The following is a 19,937-nucleotide window of genomic DNA, read 5'->3' as shown; positions in this document are numbered from 1 at the left end:
GTCTTAACGCTTGTATTGTTCTAGGCTATGCGTTGTAACTAGGTTAAGCGTCGTTCTTACTTCATTTATTATGCTATGAGTGATCTTTGCTTTCGCCACTCTTATGTTCGAATGCATAGTCGAGTACTTTACGGATATATGGTGCTCCGACTTTTGAACCTCCATTACCGTGCTCGATGACCACAGTCGCGACATATTCAGGGTGTTCGTAAGGTGCGAAGGCCGTATAAAGCGCATGGTCTAATAAATGCCGAGCCAGTTTCTTGGAGTTGTAGACCTGATCTTTAGCGAGATCAAATACTTGGGCAGTCCCCGATTTACCACCGCTAGTGTAGTCAGTTCCTTTAAATGCACGTCTGCCGCTACCTCGACTGCCGTGGTTTACGAGTCGCATCGCATTAATAGGTACATCCCATATCTCGTCTGGTACTTCAGTGATCGACAGCATCGGCTCAGGTTCAACAAGTTTTTGCGTATCAAAATCTTCACCGTGATCTAAGGTAGCTCTCAAGATATGAGGTGGCATTACCTTCCCATGATTAACTAGTACCGAGGTTGCTTTGGCAAGTTGCATTGGCGTGGATGTCCAATAACCTTGGCCAATACCAATAGGGACGGTGTCCCCCTGATACCAAGGGGTACGATAACGCATCATTTTCCATTCTCGAGTTGGCATGTTGGCGGTGCTCTCTTCATAGATATCGATGCCTGTAGGTTCACCAAAACCAAATCGATTCATCCAACTTGAAATACGGTCAATACCCAAATCAAAAGCGGTTTGATAGAAGAATGAATCCACCGACTCTTCAATGGCTTGAGTTACGTCGACAGGGCCGTGACCCCAGCGTTTCCAGTCTCGCCATGATTTAGAGTTGCGTTTGGAACCGGGAATTTGCCATGAACCGTGGTCATTACGAATCGTATCCTCAGAGATGACATGCTCTTGCAAGCCAGCGACTGCCATAAATGGTTTCACGGTTGATGCAGGAGGATAAACGCCGAGAGTAGTGCGGTTTACCAATGGGTGAGCAGGATCATTCAATAAACGTTGATAGTTCTTGCTAGAAATACCGTCGACAAAGAGGTTCGGGTCATAACTGGGGCTTGATGCCATTGCAAGCACACTGTTATCTTTCGGGTCTAGAACGACCGCGCTGCCTGTTCGGTGATCAAGCTGGTCGAATACGTATTTCTGTAGTTCGAGATCAATATTTAATACGATGTCTTTTCCTGCTACCGGAGCTACATACTCAATGGTGCGGACGACTCGCCCACGGCTGTTTACTTCGACTTCTTGATAGCCTTTGGTGCCGTGCAAAATGTCTTCGTAATAGCGTTCGACACCGAGCTTACCGATAATGGTTGTTGCTTGATAATTTGCTTCGATGCCTTTTTCTTCTAGCTTCTTAAGATCGCTATCATTGATATGTGCCACATACCCTAAGACATGGGTAAGTACCTCTCCATTTGGATAAAATCGTTTCAAGCTGGTATCAATCGTTAAGCCGGGGAACTGGTACTGGTGCACTGAGAACTTAGCAATTTCTTCTTCGCTTAGGTTCTCTAATATCGTGACAGACTTGAAGCGTCGAGTGTTGTGATAACGCTTTTTGAAACGAGCAATTTGCTCAGCATCTCGCGGGATATATTTGTCTAGCTTGGTTAGCATTGCATCGACATCATTTGTTTGTTCGGGAATCATCGTCAGGTTAAATACAAGCTTGTTCTCGGCAAGCAACACACCATTACGATCGTAAATTAGCCCGCGAGTAGGGGCGATAGGTAATACTTTGATTCTGTTGCCATCGGCACGAGTTTGATAGCTTTCAAAATTGTCGACTTGAAGTCGGTACAAGTTGCCAACTAAGACGAGAGTGAACAGCAATATCCCACAAAACGCGACGATTACACGGTTTTTGAATAGGTTTACTTCGATTTTATGGTCACGCATCTTAACGCGTTTATGATTCATTGAAGCCTCAAGGGTCTGTTACATTTAGTTACACCTATCGAGTCGGAACTTTATCTGAATAACGCCATAGTTTTGTAAAAGCTGTGTCATGATTTTTAGGATAAGCACAGTATTAGTGGGTTTTATCGTTAAACAAGAGAAAGTGATGCAGGAGTCAGCCTTAACGCTTTAGGCAAAGAGTTAGCGAATAAAAAAAACGGCCCTCGCAATGAGAGCCGTCAATACAATTTATGATGCCTAAATCTAACTTAGTTCGAAGGTTTGAACTGAGATTTACGCATACGGTTTAGTGCGGCCATTACATCCAATACTCTTGGTTTCGCTAAGTCACCGTAGCTTGGCATGTTCACGTGCCACTCATCGCTTAAGATAGCGCTAAACTCTTTAGCAGGGTTGTTTGACCAGCCTGGAGTTTGAGCAAACTGGAACCATGCCCAACCAATCGCGTTCACTTCTGACGTTGATTCTAACTGCTCCAATGCAGACAGATCCGCGAATTCCTTACCAAAACGCAACGACTCTTTGCCTTTCGCGTTAACACGGAACTTACCGTCAGTAAGAATGTTCATCAATGCAGCGCGATTTAACGAGCGAGGAACAAACGTTTCTAATGCGGTCTCACATTCGTTAGTTCGTTGAGTAGGGTGTTGAGCGATCACTTCTTGTGCTTTTTCAGTGACGTCTACCGCTTGGTAGTCGTGCATTTGAATTACAGTGTCAGCCACATCTAGGTAATCGCCAGAACCACCCATTACAACAATGGTAGAGATATCCATCTCTTCACGTAGTTGACCAATACGGTCAACAAGTGGAGTGATAGGCTCTGCACCTTTTGATACTAGCGCTTGCATACGTTCGTCACGAATCATGAAGTTAGTCGCTGACGTATCTTCATCAATAAGTAGCGTTTGAACGCCTGCTTCAATTGATTCTTGTAACCAAGCCGCTTGAGACGTAGAGCCTGAAGCATCTTGTGTACTGAAATCAGACGTGTCTTTTTGCATCGGTAAATGGTTGATGTAGTTAGACAGGTTCAAGTTGTGTACACATCGGCCATCTTCAGCACGGATCTTCATCGTATCCGTCGCAGTCACGATACCTTCGCGACCATCACCTGGAATATGGTTGTAGATAGAACGTTCAACGGCGTTCAATAGTGTAGATTTACCATGGAAACCACCACCAACGATCAGCGTGATGCCTTTAGGAATACCTAGGCCAGTCACATCACCTTGGTTTGGCGTGTTTAGCGTCACACTTAAAGACTCTGGTGCTAGGAAAGGAACTGCGCCTTTCATTGGCAGGTCGCAGTTACCTGCAATACGAGGTAATACACTGCCGTTTGCAACGAATGCCGCTAGGTTGTTTTCTTCCAATTGAGCACGCAATGCGTCTTGGTCTTCAACAGCTTCACAATGCTTAATCATCGCTTCAATGTTGAGTTCGCGTTCAAGCGTTGCGCGACGAATGAACTTAGGCAAATAGAATGTAATGATGTTGATTGCTTTCTTTGCAAGAATACTGCGACCATCAGCAGGTAGGTTGATACGAAAACGAATTTCGATACCGTGGTCAGTGAAAACAACAGCAGTGTTGTCTAAAACGGTTTGACCTGTTAGCGCGATAGACACAGTCGCTTCTTGCTTGGCAAATTCAGAGAAGCTACGTGCAATGAAATCACGAGCTGCTACTTGGTATTCGTAAGATTTTTCTTTCAGCCAACCTAACCCTGTTAACGACCAAGCGCGTGTTGCGCGAAAACGTGAAGAAGATGCGTACGGGTCACCTTGAACGTGGTCGATGTGTAATTCGAAATCAGCAAAGTCGTATTGACCTTTAATTTGTTGATATGCGCGGAAGTTTTGTTTTTCGAGCTTTTTAAGCTTTGCAGTCAACTGATCCATAACGAGGAATGCCTATATAAAGGGAAGATAAAACAGAAAGGCGGCGATTATAAAAATCACCACCTATAGAGTAAAGAGAAACTAGGCCTAAATCCAAAACAAACTGCTCTTTTTCGCTTTAAGCGTAACGAGTTGTCCCCAAATAGTTTTGATTGATTAAGCTGTGTTCGAATTCTTGGCTCGGCATAGGCTTGCCGTAAAGGTAACCTTGACCCACATCACAGCCTTCATTGATGATAAATTGCTCCTGAACTTCCGATTCTATGCCTTCAATCGTGACTTTTAAGTCGAGCTTTTTCGCAATTTGGACTATCGACCGAACGATCTCCGAGTCTTCCTGCGAGTTGAGCATTTGGTCGATGAAGCTCTTATCAATTTTAATCGTATCGAATGGGAATTTCTTAAGGTAACTGAATGAGGCATAGCCCGTACCAAAGTCATCCAGTGACAATGTAACACCAGTGTCGTGTAACGATTCCAATGTATTCTTTGCGACGACTTCATCTGCTATGAGGCAACTTTCCGTGACTTCAAGTTCTAAGAAATGAGGTTCTAGGTGATAGGTTTCCAGCAGGTGAATAATTTGCTCTGCGAAATCAACATTCTTTAATTGAATCGCTGACACATTTACGGCAATTTTGAAATCTTCAACATACTCGGACCACTCTTTAGCTTGCTCAATCGCGTTGCGCAGAACAAAATTTCCCACTTCGAAAATCAACCCATTTTGCTCAGCCATGTGTATTAAGGTTTCGTTAGAGATGTCTCCCAGAACGGGGTGTCGCCAACGCAGTAGAGCTTCTGCACCAACCCAGCGATGAGTCAACGGGCATACTTTAGGCTGAAAATAGAGCATAAGGTCATCATTGCGAACCGCTTGGAGTAAATAACCTTCAATCTTATTAATATGGCTTTGTTCTTCAGCATGAGACTGAGAATAGTAAGCGAACTTCTGTCCGGAATCTTTACATGCCAGCATCGCTTCTGAAGATTTTTGGATTATGCTGTCAGCATCATCGTCGTGATCAGTAATCGCAATCCCTATAAAGGCATGCAGATGCACTTTGTCACTACCGATGTCAAATTCTGAATGACCCACTTTTACTAATGTCTGGCATAGTTCTTCGATACGCTGGTGCAAATCTTTAACGCTGAACGCCAACACAAGGTCAACCGAAGTAGGGCGCGCAGTTAGTACCTCGACATCAGAGATACTGTCGATGCGTTGTCGGTATTCAACCAGTACTTGGTCTAACGCGTTGTAGCCATATCGAGCTTGAATGCGCCTGCCATTAGTAAATCCAATATGGATTACCGCGAGTGAGCCACCAGTAAACCTTTGTTGTGACGTCAATTTCTGATCTAAGCGCGACTCAAAAGCACTTCGGTTCAAAAAGCCCGTGCCGAGGTCGTGATTTTTTTGGAAATTGATCTCTTGTTCTGCCGCTCTTCGCTTATCAATCTCTTGGTTTAATGAATAATTAAGACTCGCGAGATCTTTAGTTCGAGTCGCAACGCGGCTTTTTAAGTCACGATTCATTTGAGTGAGCTTAGCGTGTTGAAACAAGGTTTTTAATTGAGATTCTATCGAGGTGCGAAAGCTTTCTAATAGCTTAATATAGGTAGGTGTGTAGTGATTTTCTTTCGAGTCCAAGATACAAATGGTGCCGAACAATTCGCCGTTAGGCCAAAATAGCGGAATGCCACAATAAGAGATTAAGCCAAGCTTTGTGTCGGGGTTGTTTTTCCAATCAACATCGGCAAGCGCATTGGGTACTAAAAGCTGCTGCTGAGACTCCATCACCGTTTCGCAGTAAAGCCCATTGCCTAATGTTTCAGAATCGCCTTTGTTATAAGGGTTATCCCGACTGTGGCTGGTAGAGAAAACTTCAATGTAGTTGGTATGAACACGCATGATAAGTGCAGCAGGCACTTGAGTGATTTGAGCCAAGAGGTTGACAATATTCTGCCAGCTGGAGGCCATATCGTCAGGGATATCTAAGTCTATCGTTTTTATCTTCTTCATATGACTCCGAGTCAATTATGCTAAATGCATCAACACATCCTGTGTTAATTAAGATGAACCAAATAAACTGTGAATATTACATTAACTAAGTATAAGAAATATTGCACAAAAAAACCTCCGCAATTTTGCGGAGGTTTTCAAATGTGAATCTGGGTCTCAGTAATGAGATAAGTTTCGATTAAGGCTTTAACTTTATAAAATCATCAGTGTTAAGTTTCTCTTTATAGTCTACCGATGGTTGAGCAAAACCGTTCAACTGTAAAAACTCTTCTTTAAAACCTTGATAGTCACCGATTGATTGGAAGTTGTTTTCATCCATAGCTTCAAGTAGTTCAGTCACATGAGCTTGGGTTTCTGGGTCGAGTTCCCATTCATCCATCCGAATTAGGCGCTCGCCATCAAGTGGTACTTTGGTTTGTCCATACAGCTTACTACTGAATAAGCGTTGCATTTGCTGGATACAGCCTTCGTGGGTCTCTTTCTCTTTCATCACTTTATATAAAGCAAGCAAGTAAGGACTTAGCCCCGGAATGAACACGCTAGCCTTGGTGACGAGTGCTTTACACACAATCGCGTAGGCATTACCGCCGAAGTTTGCTAGTTCAAGGTTAAGTGCGTGGCTTGTTTGATGAAGGTCTATTTTAGCGCGGCCCAAAGTGCCGTCTAAGTAAATAGGGTGCGTGACTTCTGGACCAACATAGGAAAATGCGATGGTTTTACAACCAGGGGCAATGGATTCAGCGTTGATCAGCTCATCTATCCACTGTTCCCAATCTCCGCCGCCCATGACTTTGAGTGTGCTTTCGGCTTCTTCATCCGTTGCAGCATCAAGTGTGTTGGTCACCCAGTTGTCGTGCTCTAGTGAGATAGTCGCACCAGTCACGCTTTCACCGATTGGCTTAATGGCAGAGCGCCAGAATTCTTCGGTATTTGGTTTGGGTCTTACGCCAGCGGCTAAGCTGTAGATAATCAGATCCACTTCACCTTCGAAGTAGGTTTCAATGGCTTCGACAACTTGTGAACGTGTTTCTTGTGAAAATGCGTCGCCAACAATGTTGATAGCAGTGCGTTGCTCTCGTTCGGCTTCTTTCTTGAAATAGATGTTGTTGTACCAACCCGCGCTGCCTAGGGATTTTTCGTTAGGACCGCGCTCGAATGAGACGCTGATGGTGTCAGCTTTTGCACCGCCAAAGGTAAGGGCAATGCGAGCGGCAAGGCCAAAGCCAGAGGAAGCACCGATAATCAGTACTCGCTTAGGGCCATCTTTGATCTGCGGCGCACTCTTAACAAACTTGATTTGTTGCTTTACGGCTTCTTGACAGCCTAGAGGGTGAGCGCTTTTAGCTACCACACCCTTGATAATAGGTTCGATCAGCATAAATAACCTTACAGTTAACGGTGATATGCACTCAGGCTAACGTAAAGCTGTGTAAAATTTATTGAGCTAGACCATTAAAACTTAAAGATACTGATATAATTCTTTGGCGACGAATTCAGCAATCCAAGGTTGAGCTTCTGGTTTTGGGTGTAGTCCATCATTCATCATCCACTCCGGTTTGAGGATGATATGCTCTAGGAAAAACGGCAAAAGCGGCACATTTTTTTGATCAGCAAGCGCTGCAAAAACGTATTCAAATTGTTGGTTGTAACGCTTACCGTAATTCGGTGGGATTTTAATCTTCATCATAATTGGCTTGGCGCCCGCAGCTTTTATCTGATCGATGATTTGATCAAGGTTTGCAGACATCAGCTTAGGTGGGAAGCCACGAAGACCATCATTCGCACCAAGTTCAATAAGAACGGTGTCTGGAGCGTGTTCTTCAAGCAGTTGTGGTAGACGCGCTAAACCATTGCCGGTTGTGTCACCTGAAATACTGCCGTTGACCACGGTTACCGTTTTATCATGCTTCGCTAATGCGTTTGGCAATAGACTTGGCCAACTCTGTTTGATGTCCATGTTATAACCAGCACTCAAGCTATCACCAAGCACCAGTAACTTAGAATCTAACTCGGTATCTTGAGCCAAAGAAGCGGTTGAAAATATAATTAAGAATAAAAAGGAAATTAGTCGAGTCATGCATACATCCATCATTAAAGCAGAAGCTGTTTCCAAGACAGTGTCTACTAATCAAGAACATTTAACAATCTTAGAGCATGTTGATATCGATATTCGTGAGGGTGAAACGGTTGCGATCGTCGGTACTTCAGGTGCTGGTAAATCCACGTTAATGACACTGCTTGCAGGGCTCGATGTGCCAACTTCTGGCGAAATCAGTTTGTTAGGCCAACCTCTATCACAGCTTGATGACGAAGCGAGAGCCAAAATCCGCAGTGAATCCGTTGGGTTTGTTTTCCAAAGCTTCTTATTGATCCCAAGCCTTTCTGCCCTGCAAAACGTCACGCTTCCTTGTTTGTTGAAAGGTGAAGACGAAGACATCGAACGCGCGACGGCTTTGCTTGAATCAGTGGGCTTGAAAGACAGGCTTGATCACCTGCCATCTCAGCTATCAGGCGGTGAACAACAAAGAGTCGCTTTAGCTCGCGCGTTTATGATCAAGCCAAAAATCCTTTTTGCTGATGAACCTACAGGCAACCTAGACCAACAAACCGCAGCCAAAATTGTCGAGTTGTTGTTTGAGTTGAACTCATCACATGGCACAACGCTTGTTCTAGTGACGCATGATCCTAAACTCGCACAGCGTTGCCAACGAACACTTAAGATGCATCTCGGTCAGATAGAGGAAGTCTAAATTGAATTCATCAAATGGACTGAATAAGCGCCTGTTCTCATGGAGCATCGAAGAGATTCGACATGGTCAGCTATGGCCGGTATCTATCGCTCTAACGCTCATTATTGCTTGTGTGTTCGCGCTTTCAGCTTTGGCTGAGCGCATGGAACAAGTGATCGTAAAGCAGGGCAAAGATGCGTTAACCGCCGATAGCGTGTTTATCTCAGCAAACCCAATCCCGCAACCCTTGCTCGACCTTACTCAGGTGGAACAGTTAGAAAGTTCTCAGCTGACCCGTTTTTCAACGATGGCATTCAGTGATAACTCGATGCAACTCGTGACGGTGAAAGCCGTAGAGAGTAATTATCCTTTACGCGGCGAAATGATACTGGAAGGTACAGATAGCACGGCAAGCAATCATGTTGAACCGGGTGAACTGTGGCTTGATGAGCGTATATTTTCGCAATTAGAAGTCGAGATAGATGACAACGTCACGATAGGCGATGCTAATTTAACAATCACTGGACGTATCACACAAGAACCGGGCTTGAGTTTTAACCCATTCCAACAAATGCCTGCGGTGCTGATTCATACAAGTGACATCGATGCCACTGGCGCTATTCAACCGGGCAGCCGTGTGAGCTTCAGACTGTTTCTAAATGGTGATGATACAAAACTGAAAGCCGTGCAAGACAGCGTAGAATTAACACCAAGCGATCGCTGGCGTACTCAAGACTCTGCGAGCCGTACTAACGACATGTTCGAAAGCACAACTCAATATCTTTCATTAACTGTGGCTATCGTTGTGATTATGGCTGCGACCACTTTGGTACTCACATGCCAACACTATGTAGCGAGTCGTCGTAAAACCATCGCGATGCTTAAGAGTTTAGGCGCGAGCAAGCAATGGATTATTAAATGGTTGTTTGTACAGGTGTCTCTGTTAGTGGTCATCGGCGCCGTACTGGGAATTACCATCGGTATCGGTTTAGAATTTTTGCTTCGTATACCATTGGGTGATTTGTTACCAACACCACTTCCTAGTTATGGTATTGAACCTGTCATTCTGGCGATTTTATCAAGTATCCTCATTGGTGTGCCTGCGCTTGGCATTCCGTTAATTGGCTTGGTCAACACCTCGGCAATCAGCGTGATTCAATCAAGTCACAAGTCCAATGAAAGCTACAAGAAATACCTATTGTTGCTGGTGCCTATTATTCCAATGATGCTGATGTACGGTGACAATCTGTTGGTATGGATAGTTCTAGCGGGTATCACTTGCCTGTTCTTAGTACTCGCGATTGTCAGTACGTTCGTTCTGCGTTTGGTCGGGAAACTGCCGACATCGACATCTATGCGTTTGGCATTAAGCCGAATTAATCGCACACCATTAGCAACAGGGATTCAATTCGGTTCTTTAGCGCTGTCTTTAATGCTGCTATCGATCATATGGCTAGTGAGAAGTGACTTGTTGTCAGATTGGCAACAAACCTTGCCCGAGAACGCACCTAATGCGTTTGCGCTGAATATTGCGAGCTATGAGAAAGACAGTTATCTCGAGACGATTGATGCAAACGAAGTAGAGCGTACTCAAGCGTTTCCAATTATACGAGGAAGACTCACGACCATTAACGGCGTTGAGGCGGCAAAATACAGCGAGACCTCAGAAGAAACAGATGCACTAAGTCGCGAGATCAACTTCACTTGGGGAGATAGCCTGCCTGAGTACAATGAAGTGTTAGAAGGCAGCTGGACACAAGAGCAGGGCGTATCTGTGGAATCCGATGTCGCAGAGCAACTTGGTTTGAAAATTGGCGATGATCTTTCATTCACAATCAACAGCCAGAACGTCTCTGCCAAGGTGAACAGCATCCGAAAAGTAGAGTGGCGAGAAATGAAGCCGAACTTCTACTTCATATTTACGCCAGATGTTTTGAGCTCTATTCCTTCTACTTGGCTCGTGAGTTTCCGACTAGAAGAACAACATAATCAGATGCTCAACGAACTCTCTCGAAATCACCCAACCGTGAGTTTGATGGATATTCGTAAGATGGGTAGCAAGATCCAGGAGTTACTCAAACAGATTGTTTGGTCGATAACCGTACTTGCGGCTTTGGGTGTGGTAGCGGGGCTATTGCTTATCTTCACTCTGTTGCGATTGAGCTTGTCTCAAAGACAACAAGAGATACGTTTGTACCGAACCTTAGGTGCGAGTAAGAAGCGAATTCTTAACACCATTTGGTGTGAATACGGGCTAATGGCCTTAGTGGCGGGTTCTATTGCTGCGCTGGGCTCAGAACTCAGTGTTGCAGGGGTAATGAACTTTGGCTTCGAGTTAGAACCTTCACTCCACCCAATGCTGTGGATAGCGCTACCCGTGCTAACGTTCATCACATTGGCCGCGGTAGTAAATAGCTTAATCAAACGTTTGTTGGCACCAGTAAACAAGGATTTTGGTTAGTCGCTAGCGAGATCTAACCAAATGCTTAAAACGGTCTAAAAGTGACATTATTTATATTGAGTTATGCACTATTTATAAGGCGTCGCTTTAGACCGTTTTTTATTTGACCAATGCGTAGCACAAGTAACGAATATCGCGCCTTATTCTCCACTCTTTTCAGCATTTTTTAAAACTAACCCCGCAACAATGCCGATTTAATGAACAGCGGTTAGTCCCTGTAAACAAAGGGTTTGCGCAACTTAGCAAGAACGTTATCAACAGTTATCCACAAAAACGGTGGATAACTTTAGGGATAAGTTAACCTCTATGTTTTAAGAGTACTGAGGCAGCCTTTATGTGGCGTCACTTAGGACAAATGTGACGGTTATAATAACCTTTAAAACTCTATCTGGAGTTATTGAGTCAAGAGATTATTTATGTTTTTTACATAGATATTAAATCCCACTTAACTAAGACCTTGATAAAAATGTGTTTTAATTCATCGCAGAACAAAAGTAGAATAGCGGCAGTTAATCTTATTCTACAGAACACGATGAACCACAACAAAACGGATACAAATCAGCCTTCTATTGCCATTGTTGGTGGTGGTATTGCCGGAACAACAAGCGCGATTCACTTTAGTGAGTTGGGTTTTAAGGTTACTATCTTGGAAAAAGGGCCGAGTTTGGTTAATGGTCCACCAATTTGCCACCTGCACGCTGGCGGCAATTTGTATCGAGATATTTCTGTAGAGCAGTGTCTTCAGTTGCTCACGCAGTCAATTGATACCGTCCGCTTGTTTCCCCACACGATCAATATTCGTCCGACAGTTATCGCTGTTCCACACAGTGATGGTGGAGAGCCGTTGGATCTACTTCCGCGTCTAAAGATAATCAAGGACGCTTATGCTGAACTTGTTAATCAAGATAAAAGTAACCAAGTGCTTGGTAAGCCGGAAGAGTATTACAAGCTGTACAGCAAAGAAGAGTTATTAACACTTGCCACCCAAACACAGCCTCTAAAACCAACATCGCTTGATGATTGGTGTATTCCTTTCGCTAAACATACGGATCTAGAAACCCTTAAGTATCCTGTTGCTATGGTTCAAGAGTATGGCTGGAGTGTATTTCGACTTTCTGCAACCGCTCAACTCTCTTTGGGGCAACAGTCTAATTGTACCGTGTTAACCAACAGCCGATTGCAATCTGTTGAATCGTTAGAGCAAGGCTGGTCTTTGACTTATACCGATGCCGAAAACCAAAGCTGTCACCTAACGACCGACTACTTGATTAATGCAAGTGGCTTTGAAACGGGCATCGTGGATGACTTTGTCGGCTCTAAACAACAAAGACTGGTTGAGTTCAAAGCCGCATACGTTACGCAGTGGCCGTATTCACAAGAATGTAAGGAAGAGTGGCCTGAGGTTATCTTCCATGGCCCAAGAGGCACACCACAAGGTATGGCCCAATTAACGCCGTACGCTGATGGTGTGTTCCAACTTCACGGCATGACAGAAGGGATTACTCTGTTTGAGGGTGGGCTTGTTTCTTCATCAACAGATTCATCACAGCCTCAACTGCCTTCTAAGCTTCTTAAGAAAATCGTATCAGGTTGGAGTGAAGAGCAGCTTGAACTAAGAACTCGCGCAGCGATAACGCATATGTCTCAGTTCATCCCAAGTTTCAGCTCTGCATTGGTAGGTGGCAAGCCTTTGTTTGGTGCACAACAGATTCCGGGAACCGATCCGAGCTTAAGAGCTTCAGACGTTTCGTTCTGTGGTGATCGCTATGCTCGACTTGAAGTAGTGAAAGCTTCTTCAACCCTAGAGGCTGCACAAAAGGTCGCTGAGCATTGGTTTGATGTGGCAGAGCCGGTATCGGTTGAAGATACGCACTCAGTGACAATGTCACTTAATCCAAGTGATATTGAAAATAGAGCGATAGATTTGACACAAGAACGTGGATACCCAGAAGCACTTGCAAAGGTATCAGGCCAAGATCACGCTTAAAGTTGCGCTGATTCACCTAGCGTCTAAATCATGATGGCGTAACAAAAAAATCCAACTTACTGCAAACAGTAAGTTGGATTTTTAACAAGCTAGGGTGACCAGTTATTTACTACGATTGGTATTAAAGTGGATTCTATCTACAGGGGCGTATCAATAGCCGAAAAACTGAGCCCATTGGCACCACACTTCTTGTAATCCTAAGCGATCGCCTTTACTAAACGAGACTGCATGCCCAGGTTTGGCTTGTGCTAAGCGCGGTAAATCGATTCTGGCGACACATCCAACCTTTGGATAGCCACCAATAGTTTGTCTGTCATTAAGCAACACGATAGGTCGCCCATCTTGGGGGATTTGAATCGCACCTAAGGCAATACCTTCTGACAATAGCGAAATATCAGGTGAATCAACCGATTCACCACTCAGTCGATAACCCATGCGATTTGAATTTTGGTCAACGTGATACTTTGCGTTATACAAAGTCGCTTTTGCTGACTCTGAGAACAGCTCGCTTTGATAGCCTTCAATCACTCGTAAGTTCACTGGTAGATTGTAATCAGGCGTGTATCGGAAGGTGACACTCAACGCTTTAAACGGGTGAGAGAGTTTATGTTGGGTAAACGCAATTTGTTGCCCTTGCTGGCATGGCTCTCCATCTTGCGTTAATCCACCAATCTTTTCACGAGTCACCGTAGAACAGCTATCAAGAGTTGATGGTACATCGAAGCCACCCTTAACGGCTAAATACGCCCTTAGACCATTTTTAGGTAAACCAAATGAGAGAACTTGCCCTGCGAAAGCTTGAAAAGTACCCCAGTTAGACTGTGGTTTGCCATCGAGCTTCGCTTGTAAATCGCCACCACATAATGCCATCTCACAATCAAAATCGATTCGTAACGCACATTGCCCAAGCGTGATTTCCAACGCCGCTTGGTTGACTGGGTTTCCGAGCAGGTGATTGGCCCAGCTATATGAGTAATCATCAACAGGACCGCCTTGTGTCAACCCGAGGTGAGCGACACCAAATCGTCCGAAGTCTTGAATCAAGCTCAACGGGCCGGGCTTAATGACTGTCAGCGTTGGTTTAGCTTTTGTCTTAGCCATTAGTGACACCTCCACTCATCTCCATAAACCTAAGTTCCTCAAATTCTTGTTTTGATATCGCTTTGAAACGCACACTGTCACCGACATTAAGCAGAGACAGCGGCGTTTGCGTGGTATCAGCGTTCTTCAATTGGCTGTGATCGAACAATGGAAGCGGACAATTGCCAATAATATTCCAACCGCCCGGTGAGTCCGAAGGGTACACCGCTGTTTTCGTATCAGCGATGGCGATACTGCCTTTCGGTACACTTAAGCGTGGGGTTGAATGACGAGGCAAAGCAAGCTCATTGACCACGTCAGACATAAACGCAAAGCCAGGCGTAAATCCAATCGCACTGACGCTGTATGTTTGTGAGGTGTGATGTTGAATGATCTCATCTAGCGAGATGCCTTTTGCTTGATATCGGCCTAAGTCGAGAGCCGTTTCTGGTGAGTAATAAGCGGGAAGGTCGATAGTGTCACGAGTGTAACTAACACTAGATAAGGACGAAATAGCATGACTCAATAAGGTGTTGAGTTGTTCGATGAGTTGCTTTTCGGAAATTCGATAAGGTAAGTAGTCAACCAGAATGGTGTGGTAAGCCGGTGTCACATTCATCAATATAGATGCCAAGTTTTGGCGAATGGCATTGGAAAGATGAGCCATGTACTGCGCATATTCGCTGTTAGATTGACTATTTGAAGGCGATAGCGTCAAGGTGACCAAAACGCTGCATTCCGCGACTGGCGCTATATTGAATTCAATTTGATTCGTCGTCATTTCGTTTCCATACTTTTGTTTGCTTGCCTTTTACTAGCTTACTTGCCTTTTGTTTACTTATTTGGCGTGTCTCACTTCCGTGTCCAAGCCAATACAAAGCAATTAGACCTTACGAGCAATTGGTTAGGTGCGCGTAAGGCAAGTGGTTAGGCCATGCGTGATACAAATCGCAGGCTTCAGACTAATTAAAAGCGTTGAGGTCTTGTCTGATTTTTCTAATTAATGCGATGGATTGGGGATTATCACCATGAACACAGATGGTATCGGCTTCAATAGGCAGTCTTTCACCTTCAATGGTCGTGACCGAACCGTAGTTAATAATTTGCATGACTTGGTTGTAGATGTCGTCCTGATTAACGTAAACCGAGCCTTTTTGAGTTCGTGGCGATAACTGCCCATTATTCAAGTATGCTCGGTCGGCAAACGCTTCAAACAAGAGTGGCAGGTCATGATCATCAGCAATATCTAAATACTGCTGATTGTCTGATGAAGAAAGGATCATTAAGGGGATGTTAAATTCAGCGACGGCTTGGGCAACGGCATTAAACACATCAATGTTCGCCATCATATCGTTGTAAAGGGCGCCATGAGGTTTCACATAGCCAACAGAGGTGTGGTGATAGCGGCAAAGCGCTTGTAATGCACCAACTTGATAGCACACCAGTTCACTGATCTCGTCCATAGTATGAGGAATAGAACGGCGACCAAACCCAACTAAATCTTGATAACCGGGGTGAGCACCGATTTGGGTGTGATAGTGCTGCGCCAGTTTTATGGTTTGGGACATAACGTGCGGATCAGACGCGTGAAAGCCACAAGCGATGTTTGCCATATCGACCCATTCCATGACCGATTCATCATCGCCCATCTTCCAATTGCCGAAACTTTCTCCCATGTCGCAATTAAGCAAAATCTTCGTTGTCACGTGGTGCTAATCCTTTACGTTGAGTTGAGTTGAGTTGAGTAATGACGGTCTTATAAATACCATAAATAAACAGTGACCTAACTCAAATTTCCGACACCAAAAACTGCATTCACTATAAGGTCACTACATGTATCAAACCCGCTAAAGTATGGATTGTGAAAAATGCTTCCTTTCATCAATAACGTATAGAAACTATGGTTAAAGATAATTGAAAAAGAAGCGAGCGACAAACAGCTTTCCATCTATTTTTGGTCCAGTTTAAGGAGCAATCATAGGGCGATGAATCATATGGCGACATTGATGTCGCTCTGAAGGTTGGCGATAGGGAAAACACCAAGTAAAACACATAGGAAAAGGTCAGTTTTCATTCTCTAATGAAAGTTTATCACCTCAGAGTTTGTCGACTTACCTTAAGCTGTTGTATAATAAGCATTAGCTTAAGTGTTTTGATTAAAAGGTCGGCTAAACATGAATGTTTTAGTTACAGGTGGCATGGGTTACATCGGTAGCCACACAAGTATCCAGATGATAAACGCAGGTATGACACCTGTGCTTTTCGATAACTTATACAACAGTAAACTAAGCGTTTTAGAACGTATCGAAAAAGTATCTGGCGTTCGTCCTGATTTCATTGAAGGTGATATTCGTGATAAAGCGCTTTTAACTGAAACCATGAAGCAACACAATATTGAAGCCGTTATTCATTTTGCGGGCCTGAAAGCGGTTGGCGAATCTGTTGCTAAACCTCTTGAATACTATGACAACAACGTAAACGGTACGTTAGTGCTTGTCGATGCAATGCGTGATGCTGGTGTAACAACCTTAGTATTCAGCTCTTCAGCAACGGTTTATGGCGATCCTGCTAGTGTTCCTATCACAGAAGATTTTCCAACAAGTGCGACTAACCCTTACGGTCGCAGTAAGCTCATGGTTGAAGAGTGCTTAACTGACTTCCAAAAGGCTAACCCAGATTGGAGCATTACACTGTTGCGTTACTTCAACCCAGTAGGTTCACATCCAAGTGGTGAACTCGGTGAAGATCCACAAGGTATTCCAAACAACTTAATGCCATTTGTATCTCAAGTTGCAGTAGGTCGACGTGAATTCCTATCTGTATTTGGTAGCGATTACCCAACAAAAGATGGCACTGGTGTTCGTGATTACATCCACGTGATGGATCTGTCTGATGGCCACATCGCAGCACTCGAGAAAGTAGGGCGTAAAGACGGTCTTCATGTCTATAACCTAGGTACTGGCAACGGTTCAAGTGTATTAGATATGGTTAAAGCCTTCGAACAAGCAAGCGGTCAAGCGATTCCTTACAAACTTGTTGAACGTCGTCCGGGTGATATCGCTGAGTGTTGGGCCGATCCAGCGAAAGCTCAGAAAGAACTGGGGTGGAATGCGACACGCACACTGGCTGAAATGACTGAAGACACATGGCGCTGGCAGTCAACAAACCCTGATGGTTTCCCTGGCTGATTGATTGCTTCCCTGAATGGTTAACGTACAAAAAGATGCTTTCGGGCATCTTTTTTGATCTAAATCGAATAAAAAGTGATTTGGTGGTTAAAAAGTATCATTCTGTATCGGTTGTTGTTATCATGCTCGCGAATTATATGTTTAATGTTAATTTTCTTTGGAGTTAATCATGGAACTAGGCCTAATCATCACTTTCATCATTGCTGCTGCAGTAATGGTTAAGAAAGAAATGGCAGAGAAATAATTTCACTTTACCCCTTTTTGATACAACTTTTAGTGAAATAACAAAAGTCAGCTTATAATAAGCTGGCTTTTTAGTTTCTACCGTATTTTTATATGGCTTTATTCTGGATAGACCTAGATCCTTAATAATCTAGGTCTTCAATAAACTTAGCTCTACAACGAACTAGATCTCTAACCAGTTAGAATTCGTAGTTTGCAGATATACCCCAGTTACGACCCGGTTGAGACTTGATATCGGTGTTGAACTTAGAATCGTGCCCGCGGCCTGACATGTCATTGTACAACCAATATTTTTTGTCTAATGCGTTGAATAGACCCGCTCGCAAGGTTAAATCCGTGACAGGGCGGTAATAAGCTGTCAAATCAACAACGGTGTATCCAGCCACGTTTACGTTGTCATCAGAGTTCCACTCATCTTTCGCGGCAACCATCTTAACATTTAAAGCAGAACCGAATGTATCTCGTTCGATGCCAAGACCTAGCGTACCCGTTAGTGGTGCTACAGAATCAATGGATTTACCCGTAGATTTATCTTCACCATCAGCATAAGCGACCGCTAAACGAGTGTAGGTACCAAATGGTGCGTCTAACAGGGTGTCAAGATTAATCGTTGACGAGAGCTCTGCACCATAGATAGTTACCTTATCTAAGTTCTCTTTGGTGTATACATCTTTACCGCCTTGTTTGCCCGTTTTCGTCTGGTTAATGAAATCTGAGTAATCTGTGTAGAAAGTGCTTAGTTCAAAGCGAGCATGTTCATTATTGCCACGAAGGCCAAGTTCGTAAGAGATACTTCTTTCGGCTTTCAAGTTAGGGTTGGCTTCAATGATCGCACCTCGAGTATAGAAGTAGTAGAGGTCGTAAACTGAAGGTGCTTTAAACCCTTGTCCAACTTGACCAAATACCGATAGGTTGTCATTGATGTGGTAAACTGAACCTAACTTAGCTGTGATGGCGTCATCTTTATTCTTCTCATACTGAGTCTTGTAACCTTCATCTGTTGATGGGTCAGCAACAAATGAGTCATAACGAAGGCCACCAGTTACAATCAACTTATCTTCCATGAAAAATGCTTGGTCTTGAACAAATACACCCCATTGCGTGATTTTTGCATCAGGGATACCAGTGCTACCCGGTGCCACAGTGCCTCGGTCAAACTTATGGTCGTAGTTTTCTAGCTCGAAGTCATTTTGGAGATATGTGAAACCATACGTAAACTCATGATCAGCACCATCAATATTCACTAGCTTAGAAAGCTGTGTATCAACTTGCATGTTTACATCAGAAGAATCACGTTCACGAAGTCGACGCCCGTTGAAGCGAGTTGTATCGTAGTTTTTGTTCAGAGTGCTTGAGTCTTGGTAACTTAGAGACCAGTCTAAAGAGTCGGCAATTGAAGAGCTTAGCTTAAGCTGTTGTTCCAATGTTGCACGAAAACGTTTGTTGGTGTCTTTGTTGTAATTATCAGTATATACAAAGCCTGGCATAAGCTGATAGCCATTGTAGTTTAGCTCATCTTCATCATATTGACGTTGGTAATGCTCAACCGTAATACCAACCTTATTTGAATCTGATACATTGTAGATTGCTTTCGCTAATATATTACTTAATTCCGTATCTGCCGGGTTCTCTGCACCACGATCTGGACCTTCAACTTCGCTTCCTGATGAGTGAGTCTGTGTCTCGTGGCCTTGAGCGTAAGTCGCCATAACGATCGTTTCTAACTTATCTTTACGCATCGCCCAAGAAAGTGTGTTCTTGAACTGTTCATCTGCTGATGTATAAGTAGATTTGATGCCAAAACGGTTTTCATCCCCGTCAGTTCTAAGCATATCCTCTGGATTTTTAGTTCTTAGCAGTACTGCACCACCAATGGCATCTGAACCATAAAGCGTAGAAGCGGGGCCTTTATTCACCTCTATAACGCTTAATGTATCGACTTCGATTGCATTGGAATATTTACGCTGCTCTGATGCGCCAGGGTTATATGGCGTAGGTTGTTGAACTCCATCAACCATAAGTTTAACGCGATCACCTTCAACACCGCGGATGTTAAAGCCTGAAATACCAAAACGCCCACCGCCTTGAGCTTCTACTCCTGGCGTGTATTGAAGAGCTTGCTTTATGTCGCTAGACATTTGATTATCTATATCTTTTGCAGATACAGATTCAATTGAGCTTGAAACGTCTTCTTTGTTTTGTTCGGTACGCGTTGCTGATACAACAACCTCGTCAAATAGGGCATAATCTTCAGCAAAGGCTGATGTTGATGAAAGCGCTAAAACGATTGAAGCAGAGAGTAGGGATTGCTTATACATCTGATAGTTACCTTAGTTCCATAATATCA

Annotated in this window: 13 protein-coding genes; 4 read left to right on the top strand and 9 right to left on the bottom strand. The window is 43.9% G+C overall.

Annotated features, from left to right (window positions below; genetic code table 11):
- Positions 1–73: 73 nt before the first annotated feature.
- The 5 genes from mrdA to K08M4_RS18625 form a co-directional block, all read right to left on the bottom strand.
- Entirely contained in the window at positions 74–1,972 is a 1,899-nt protein-coding gene (mrdA, locus tag K08M4_RS18645) for a penicillin-binding protein 2 (RefSeq protein WP_086050961.1), read from the bottom strand.
- A gap of 248 nt (positions 1,973–2,220) precedes the next feature.
- Positions 2,221–3,876: an ABC-ATPase domain-containing protein gene (locus K08M4_RS18640; RefSeq protein ID WP_086050960.1), complete on the bottom strand. Its 1,656-nt coding sequence runs from the start codon at positions 3,874–3,876 to the stop codon at positions 2,221–2,223.
- A 118-nt stretch (positions 3,877–3,994) separates the two neighbouring features.
- Complete coding sequence (locus tag K08M4_RS18635; RefSeq protein WP_086050959.1) at positions 3,995–5,902, bottom strand: sensor domain-containing phosphodiesterase; 1,908 nt, start codon at positions 5,900–5,902, stop codon at positions 3,995–3,997.
- A 178-nt stretch (positions 5,903–6,080) separates the two neighbouring features.
- Complete coding sequence (gene fabV / locus K08M4_RS18630; RefSeq protein WP_086050958.1) at positions 6,081–7,280, bottom strand: enoyl-ACP reductase FabV; 1,200 nt, start codon at positions 7,278–7,280, stop codon at positions 6,081–6,083.
- Between the two features lie 81 nt (positions 7,281–7,361).
- Positions 7,362–7,979 (bottom strand): arylesterase, encoded by a 618-nt coding sequence (locus tag K08M4_RS18625; protein WP_086050957.1) that lies wholly within the window; start codon positions 7,977–7,979, stop codon positions 7,362–7,364.
- Between K08M4_RS18625 and K08M4_RS18620 the strand changes: the two genes are divergently transcribed.
- The 3 genes from K08M4_RS18620 to K08M4_RS18610 all read left to right on the top strand — a co-directional run bounded on the left by K08M4_RS18620 (position 7,978) and on the right by K08M4_RS18610 (position 13,079).
- On the top strand, positions 7,978–8,652 hold the full coding sequence (locus tag K08M4_RS18620) for an ABC transporter ATP-binding protein (RefSeq protein WP_086050956.1): 675 nt from the start codon (positions 7,978–7,980) through the stop codon (positions 8,650–8,652). The two genes, K08M4_RS18625 and K08M4_RS18620, sit on opposite strands and share 2 nt — an antisense overlap.
- A 1-nt stretch (position 8,653) precedes the next feature.
- Positions 8,654–11,092 carry an ABC transporter permease gene (locus K08M4_RS18615; protein WP_086050955.1) on the top strand — a complete coding sequence of 813 codons (2,439 nt, stop codon included), beginning with the start codon at positions 8,654–8,656 and terminating at the stop codon, positions 11,090–11,092.
- Between the two features lie 532 nt (positions 11,093–11,624).
- Positions 11,625–13,079 carry an FAD-dependent oxidoreductase gene (locus K08M4_RS18610; protein ID WP_086050954.1) on the top strand — a complete coding sequence of 485 codons (1,455 nt, stop codon included), beginning with the start codon at positions 11,625–11,627 and terminating at the stop codon, positions 13,077–13,079.
- Between the two features lie 150 nt (positions 13,080–13,229).
- Here K08M4_RS18610 and K08M4_RS18605 read toward each other — a convergent pair whose 3' ends face one another.
- From K08M4_RS18605 to K08M4_RS18595, 3 genes are all read right to left on the bottom strand, one after another.
- Positions 13,230–14,180, bottom strand: a complete 951-nt coding sequence (locus tag K08M4_RS18605; protein ID WP_086050953.1) for a 5-oxoprolinase subunit C family protein — start codon at positions 14,178–14,180, stop codon at positions 13,230–13,232.
- Positions 14,173–14,940: a 5-oxoprolinase subunit B family protein gene (locus K08M4_RS18600; RefSeq protein WP_086050952.1), complete on the bottom strand. Its 768-nt coding sequence runs from the start codon at positions 14,938–14,940 to the stop codon at positions 14,173–14,175. Before K08M4_RS18600 ends, K08M4_RS18605 begins: the two co-directional genes overlap by 8 nt.
- Before the next feature lie 181 nt (positions 14,941–15,121).
- On the bottom strand, positions 15,122–15,865 hold the full coding sequence (locus K08M4_RS18595; RefSeq protein WP_086050951.1) for a 5-oxoprolinase subunit PxpA: 744 nt from the start codon (positions 15,863–15,865) through the stop codon (positions 15,122–15,124).
- Positions 15,866–16,333: 468 nt separating this feature from the next.
- Between K08M4_RS18595 and galE the strand changes: the two genes are divergently transcribed.
- Complete coding sequence (galE, locus tag K08M4_RS18590; protein WP_086050950.1) at positions 16,334–17,347, top strand: UDP-glucose 4-epimerase GalE; 1,014 nt, start codon at positions 16,334–16,336, stop codon at positions 17,345–17,347.
- A 422-nt stretch (positions 17,348–17,769) separates the two neighbouring features.
- On the opposite strand, the gene K08M4_RS18585 is transcribed toward galE, so the two are convergent.
- Positions 17,770–19,908 (bottom strand): TonB-dependent hemoglobin/transferrin/lactoferrin family receptor, encoded by a 2,139-nt coding sequence (locus tag K08M4_RS18585; protein ID WP_086050949.1) that lies wholly within the window; start codon positions 19,906–19,908, stop codon positions 17,770–17,772.
- Between the last annotated feature and the right edge of the window lie 29 nt (positions 19,909–19,937).

It is taken from the genome of Vibrio syngnathi (genome assembly GCF_002119525.1).
Lineage (GTDB): Bacteria > Pseudomonadota > Gammaproteobacteria > Enterobacterales > Vibrionaceae > Vibrio > Vibrio syngnathi.
Note: the sequence above shows the minus strand (reverse complement) of the source record. Positions and strands in the feature narration are given on the sequence as shown.

Bases quoted from the DNA above. Each gene is read 5' to 3' on its own strand.
- K08M4_RS18610 (WP_086050954.1), top strand. From the start codon at position 11,625: ATGAACCACAACAAAACGGATACAAATCAGCCTTCTATTGCCATTGTT.
- K08M4_RS18620 (WP_086050956.1), top strand. From the start codon at position 7,978: ATGCATACATCCATCATTAAAGCAGAAGCTGTTTCCAAGACAGTGTCT.
- K08M4_RS18605 (WP_086050953.1), bottom strand. From the start codon at position 14,180: ATGGCTAAGACAAAAGCTAAACCAACGCTGACAGTCATTAAGCCCGGC.
- K08M4_RS18635 (WP_086050959.1), bottom strand. From the start codon at position 5,902: ATGAAGAAGATAAAAACGATAGACTTAGATATCCCTGACGATATGGCC.
- mrdA (WP_086050961.1), bottom strand. From the start codon at position 1,972: ATGAATCATAAACGCGTTAAGATGCGTGACCATAAAATCGAAGTAAAC.
- galE (WP_086050950.1), top strand. From the start codon at position 16,334: ATGAATGTTTTAGTTACAGGTGGCATGGGTTACATCGGTAGCCACACA.
- K08M4_RS18640 (WP_086050960.1), bottom strand. From the start codon at position 3,876: ATGGATCAGTTGACTGCAAAGCTTAAAAAGCTCGAAAAACAAAACTTC.
- K08M4_RS18600 (WP_086050952.1), bottom strand. From the start codon at position 14,940: ATGACGACGAATCAAATTGAATTCAATATAGCGCCAGTCGCGGAATGC.
- K08M4_RS18585 (WP_086050949.1), bottom strand. From the start codon at position 19,908: ATGTATAAGCAATCCCTACTCTCTGCTTCAATCGTTTTAGCGCTTTCA.
- K08M4_RS18625 (WP_086050957.1), bottom strand. From the start codon at position 7,979: ATGACTCGACTAATTTCCTTTTTATTCTTAATTATATTTTCAACCGCT.
- fabV (WP_086050958.1), bottom strand. From the start codon at position 7,280: ATGCTGATCGAACCTATTATCAAGGGTGTGGTAGCTAAAAGCGCTCAC.